A 4,240-nucleotide genomic window follows, 5' to 3' on the forward strand; every position below is an offset into this window, starting at 1 on the left:
GGGGGGGATCCGCCCGGCAACGGCACACCGCGCAGCGCCAACCCGGCCGCCTCCGTGCCCTTGCCCAGCGACCTGCAGGCCTGGCTGGACCAGCAAGAGCGCGAGATTCTGGTGCGGGCCCTGCGGGATACCGGCTTCAACCGCACCGCCACCGCGGCGCGGCTGGGCATCAGCCTGCGGCAGATCCGCTACCGGATCGCCCGCCTGGACATCGCCGCGCCCAACGACAGCGACGCGAATGACGACAGCGAATGAGGCACCGCACCCCGGCCCAGTGCCCTGCCCGGAGGCGGGGGACAGGCCGGTGTGGGACGGCGGCTGGTACCGGGACGCCACGCGTGAGCCCTCGCCCAACTTCGGCCCCCGCCCGGCCCAGGCGGTCATCGATCTCATCGTCGTGCATTCGATCAGCCTGCCCCCCGGCGAATACGGCGGCGGGCAGGTGCGCCGGCTTTTCACCAACACCCTCGACTGGGATGCGCACCCCTACTACGCCGGCATCCGCGGGCTGCAGGTGTCGGCCCACTTCTTCATCGAGCGCGACGGCCGGCTCTGGCAATTCGTGGACTGCGATCTGCGGGCTTGGCATGCCGGGCCGTCGAGCTACCGGGGCCGCGCCAACTGCAACGATGACTCGATCGGCATCGAACTGGAAGGGCTGGAGGGCCAGACCTTCGAGCCCGCCCAATACGCCACCCTGGCGCGGCTTTGCGCCGAACTGCCGCTGCGCTACCCCATCGCCCACGTGGCAGGCCACGAAGACGTGGCTCCCGGCAGAAAGCAGGACCCGGGGCCGGGCTTCGACTGGCAACGGCTTCGAGCGGACCTGCCGTGGCCACCCGCCGTGTTTCCACGGAAGTCAACCCGACCACCGCCATAATTGAGGGTTTTCCCCAACCCTCTGCACGCGGGACGCCAAACCGCGACACTCTGGGCCCGCTGCCCTCCCGCCATGGAAGACAGTGCCCACGCGGCTCGTGAAGTCAAAACGCCCGGCGTACTGCGCCAGACCACGTTTTCCCGTCCCCCACCCGCATCCACACGGCCTTTGCGCCATGCCTCGGTCACGGCTTCCAGGCCATGGAAACAGCATGTTTCCAGAATCCGGAGCAGAGGGCGCTGTACACTACCGGTAGTGTCTTGCTACCATTGCACACCCTAGATATAGCGTGTGGGCCAGCACCCAACCCCCACCCCGTTCTCCGCTTTGGCGCCGCCTTACGGCCCGCCAGATCCGCCTTTTCCGACAGCTCCCAAAGGACCTTTCATGCAAGCTGCGCTAAACCCTTCATCCACCAGCCAAGCCACCGGGCAAGCCCCCACTGCCGCAGACGAATCGCCGGCGGCGCAGCCCGGCAGCGACCTGCTGACGCACTACCAGATCATTCGCCGCAACGGCGCAGTGGTGCCGTTCGAACCGCAGAAGATCGCAGTGGCCCTGATGAAGGCGTTTCTCGCCGTGCACGGCACCCAGGGTGCCGCTTCGGCCAGCGTGCGCGAAGTCGTGGACACGCTGACCCAGAACGTGGTGCGCGCCCTCATGCGCTCGCGCCCGGGCGGCGGCACGTTCCACATCGAGGACGTCCAGGACCAGGTCGAACTGGGCCTGATGCGCGGTGGCCACCACGAGGTCGCGCGTGCCTATGTGCTGTACCGCGAGCGCCGCTCGCAGGAGCGCGCCCACCAGCAGGAGCAGCGCACCCCCGCCGTGCCCACCCTGCACGTGATCGACCATGGCCAGCGCGTGCCCCTCGATGAAGCGCGCATGCTGAGCCTCATCCAGGCCGCCTGCTCCAACCTGGGCGCCGACATCCAGGCCGCGCCCATCGTGGCCGAAACCATGCGCAACCTGTACGACGGCGTGCCCATGGACGAGGTGTACAAGGCCTCCATCCTGGCCGCCCGCACCCTGATCGAGAAAGACCCCGACTACACCTACGCCACCGCCCGCCTGCTGCTGCACACCATCGTGCGCGAGGTGCTGGGCCGCGACGTGGCGCCCGGCGAAATGGGCGCCGCCTACGCGAACTACTTCCCCGTGTTCATCCAGAAGGGCGTGGACAACGACCTGCTGGACCCCCGCCTGCTCGAGTACGACCTGCAAAAGCTCGGCGCCGCACTGAAGTTCGAGCGCGACCAGCAGTTCGACTACCTGGGCCTGCAGACGCTGTACGACCGCTACTTCCTGCACGTGCGCAAGAGCCGCATCGAACTGCCCCAGGCGTTCTTCATGCGCGTGGCCATGGGCCTGGCGCTCAAGGAAGACAACCGCGAAGCGCGCGCCATCGAGTTCTATGAGGTGCTCTCGTCGTTCGACTTCATGTCCAGCACCCCCACGCTGTTCAACAGCGGCACGCTGCGCTCGCAGCTGTCGTCGTGCTACCTGACCACCGTGCCCGACGACCTCGACGGCATCTACGAATCGATCAAGGAAAACGCGCTGCTGTCCAAGTTCGCCGGCGGCCTGGGCAACGACTGGACCCGCGTGCGCGCACTGGGATCGCACATCAAGGGCACCAACGGCGAATCGCAGGGCGTGGTGCCGTTCCTCAAGGTGGTGAACGACACCGCCGTGGCCGTGAACCAGGGCGGCAAGCGCAAGGGCGCCGTCTGCACGTACCTCGAAACCTGGCACCTGGACATCGAGGAGTTCCTGGAGTTGCGCAAGAACACCGGCGACGACCGCCGCCGCACGCACGACATGAACACGGCCAACTGGATTCCCGACCTGTTCATGCGTCGCGTCATGGAAAAGGGCACCTGGACCCTGTTCTCACCCTCCAACGTGCCCGACCTGCACGACCTGTTCGGCGCCGACTTCGAAAAGGCCTACGTGGCCTATGAAGAAAAGGCTGCGCGCGGCGAGATCAAGCCCTCGCGCACGCTGCAGGCGACCGACCTGTGGCGCAAGATCCTCACCATGCTGTTCGAGACCGGCCACCCCTGGATCACGTTCAAGGATGCCTGCAACGTGCGCTCGCCCCAGCAGCACGCCGGCGTGGTGCACTCGTCCAACCTGTGCACCGAGATCACGCTGAACACCAGCGACACCGAAACCGCGGTCTGCAACCTCGGCTCGGTCAACCTGCTGCGCCATCTGAAGGACGGCCCGAACGGCCGCGAGCTCGACCACGTCAAGCTGCGCAAGACCATCTCCACGGCCATGCGCATGCTCGACAACGTGATCGACATCAACTACTACGCCGTCGAAAAGGCCCGCGCCTCCAACATGCGCCACCGCCCCGTGGGCCTGGGCATCATGGCCTTCCAGGACAGCCTGTACGAACTGCGCATTCCCTACGCGTCGCAGGCCGCGGTCGAGTTCGCCGATCGATCCATGGAAGCCATCTGCTACTACGCCTACTGGGCTTCGACCGAGCTGGCCAAGGAACGCGGCCACTACGAAAGCTACAAGGGCTCGCTGTGGGACCGCGGCATCCTGCCGTTCGACACGCTAGAGCTGCTGGAAAAAGCCCGCGGCGGCTTCGTGGAAGTGGACCGCTCGTCCTCGCTGGACTGGGATGCGCTGCGCAAGAAGATCGCGCAGGACGGCATGCGCAACTCCAACTGCGTGGCCATCGCGCCCACCGCCACCATCTCCAACATCGTCGGTGTCGATGCGTCCATCGAGCCCTCGTTCGGCAACCTATCGGTCAAATCGAACCTGTCGGGCGAGTTCACGGTCATCAACGGCTACCTGGTGCGCGACCTCAAGCGCCTGGGCCTGTGGGACGACGTGATGGTCATGGACCTCAAGCACTTCAAGGGTTCGCTGCACTCCATCGACCGCGTGCCGCAGGACGTCAAGGCGCTGTACTCCACGGCCTTCGAAGTCGAGCCGTCGTGGCTCGTCGAGGCCGCATCGCGCCGCCAGAAGTGGATCGACCAGGCGCAGAGCCTGAACATCTACATGGCGGGCGCATCAGGCAAGAAGCTCGACGACACCTACAAGCTCGCCTGGGTGCGCGGCCTCAAGACCACGTATTACCTGCGCACGCAAAGCGCCACGCACGTCGAGATGAGCACCGTGAACACACGCCAGCTCAACGCCGTGTCGTCGGGCACCGACGGCGGCGGCGCACAGGCCGCATCCAAGCCCAGCGCGCTCGAAGCCGCTGCGGCCGCAGCACAGGCACAGGCCGCGGCATTGCCCGCGACCGACGTGAAGTTCTGCGCGATCGACGACCCGACCTGCGAAGCCTGCCAGTGATGCGCACGCCATGCGCGGCACCCTGATCGA

At 66.6% G+C, this 4,240-nt stretch carries 3 protein-coding genes; all 3 read left to right on the top strand.

Annotation, left to right across the window (positions count from 1 at the left end; all coding sequences use genetic code 11):
- Nucleotides 1-255, top strand: a 255-nt coding sequence (locus tag AC27KI_RS19765) for a helix-turn-helix domain-containing protein (RefSeq protein WP_487115409.1), incomplete at its 5' end; no start/stop codon positions are given.
- On the top strand, nucleotides 239-880 hold the full coding sequence (gene ampD / locus AC27KI_RS19770; RefSeq protein WP_487090400.1) for a 1,6-anhydro-N-acetylmuramyl-L-alanine amidase AmpD: 642 nt from the start codon (nucleotides 239-241) through the stop codon (nucleotides 878-880). The genes AC27KI_RS19765 and ampD, both read left to right, overlap by 17 nt.
- Before the next feature lie 387 nt (nucleotides 881-1,267).
- Nucleotides 1,268-4,210 (top strand): ribonucleoside-diphosphate reductase subunit alpha, encoded by a 2,943-nt coding sequence (locus AC27KI_RS19775; RefSeq protein ID WP_284429449.1) that lies wholly within the window; start codon nucleotides 1,268-1,270, stop codon nucleotides 4,208-4,210.
- Nucleotides 4,211-4,240 lie beyond the last annotated feature (30 nt).

Source organism: Acidovorax sp. KPB24-03 (genome assembly GCF_057546605.1).